This window comes from Streptomyces sp. NRRL F-5727 (genome assembly GCF_000719555.1).
Classification (GTDB): Bacteria; Actinomycetota; Actinomycetes; order Streptomycetales; family Streptomycetaceae; genus Streptomyces.
In genome coordinates, this window is record NZ_JOGX01000136.1 from 1 (window position 1) to 1,407 (window position 1,407).

Sequence of the window (1,407 nt, forward strand, 5' to 3'; positions counted from 1 at the left end):
CCTCGACCTCAAGCGCCCGGTGTACGCGCAGACCGCCGCGTACGGCCACTTCGGCCGCGAACTCCCCGACTTCACCTGGGAACGCACCGACCGCGCCGAACGACTCAGGTCCGCCGCCGGCATCTGACCCCGCCGCGTGCCCGGCCGTGGTGCGCCGTCACCACGGCCGGCAGCACACCACCCGGTGATCGGCGACCGAAGCGACCCAAGGAGTTCTCGTGCGCATCGCGGTGACAGGATCCATCGCCACGGACCATCTGATGGTCTTCCCCGGCCGGTTCAGGGACCAGTTGTTGCCCGACCAGCTGGCCCACCTCTCGCTCTCCTTCCTCGTGGACCGGCTCGAAGTCCGCCGAGGCGGCGTGGCAGCCAACATCGCCTTCGGACTCGGCTGCCTGGGCATGACACCCCTGCTCGTCGGCGCCGTCGGAACGGACTTCGCCGAGTACGGGGTGTGGCTCAAGGAACACGGCGTCGACACCGGAGGCGTACGCGTCTCCGCGCAACGCCAGACGGCCCGGTTCATGTGCATCACCGACGACGACGGCAACCAGATCGCCTCGTTCTACTCGGGCGCGATGGCGGAAGCCGCCGACATCGACCTGCGTGCCCTCGGCACCCCGACCGAGCAGCCGGACCTCGTCCTCATCTCCTCCGACGACCCGTCGGCCATGCTCCGCCACACCGCCCAGGCCCGCGACGCGGCGATCCCCTTCGCGGCCGACCCCTCCCAACAGCTCGCCCGCCTCGACCGCGACCAGGTCCGTGCACTCGTCGACGGCGCCACCTGGCTGTTCACCAACGAGTACGAAGCCGCACTGCTGAAGGAACGCACCGCCTGGGACACCGCCGAAGTCCTCACGAAGGTCGACACCTGGGTCACCACCCTCGGCGCACGCGGAGTACGCATCGAACGCCGCGGACACCCACCCCTCGTCGTCCCCGCCACAAGCGGCGCCACCACGGTGGACCCCACCGGAGCAGGCGACGCCTTCCGCGCCGGCTTCCTGACGGCCATCAGCCACCGGCTGCCCCTGCGGTCGGCCGCCCACCTCGGCTGCGCACTCGCCACCCTCGCCCTGGGCACGGTGGGCTCACAGACCTACACACCGGATCGCCGGCGCCTCGCCGCCCTCGTCGAGACCACATACGGACCCGACGCGGCCCAGCGACTCGCCCCCGTACTCGGCGAACCGTCATGACCGCGGACAGCCGGAGCCGTGCCGCCGCCCTCCGCGAGGCGTTCGCCAGCCGTGTCGTCGTCGCCGACGGGGCCATGGGCACCATGCTGCAGGCCCAGGAGCCGAGCCTGGAGGACTTCCAGAACCTGGAGGGCTGCAACGAGATCCTGAGCCTGACCCGGCCGGACATCGTCGCCTCGGTGCACCGTGAGTACTTCGCGGCGGG

At 71.1% G+C, this 1,407-nt stretch carries 3 protein-coding genes; all 3 read left to right on the forward strand.

Annotated features, from left to right (window positions below):
* The coding region (locus IF73_RS40830; RefSeq protein ID WP_158822278.1) for a methionine adenosyltransferase domain-containing protein at positions 1 to 127 on the forward strand (127 nt) is incomplete at its 5' end.
* A gap of 91 nt (positions 128 to 218) precedes the next feature.
* On the forward strand, positions 219 to 1,202 hold the full coding sequence (locus IF73_RS0136985; protein WP_031015892.1) for a carbohydrate kinase family protein: 984 nt from the start codon (positions 219 to 221) through the stop codon (positions 1,200 to 1,202).
* On the forward strand, positions 1,199 to 1,407 hold a 209-nt coding region (locus tag IF73_RS38385), incomplete at its 3' end, for a homocysteine S-methyltransferase family protein (protein WP_037881823.1). The genes IF73_RS0136985 and IF73_RS38385, both read left to right, overlap by 4 nt.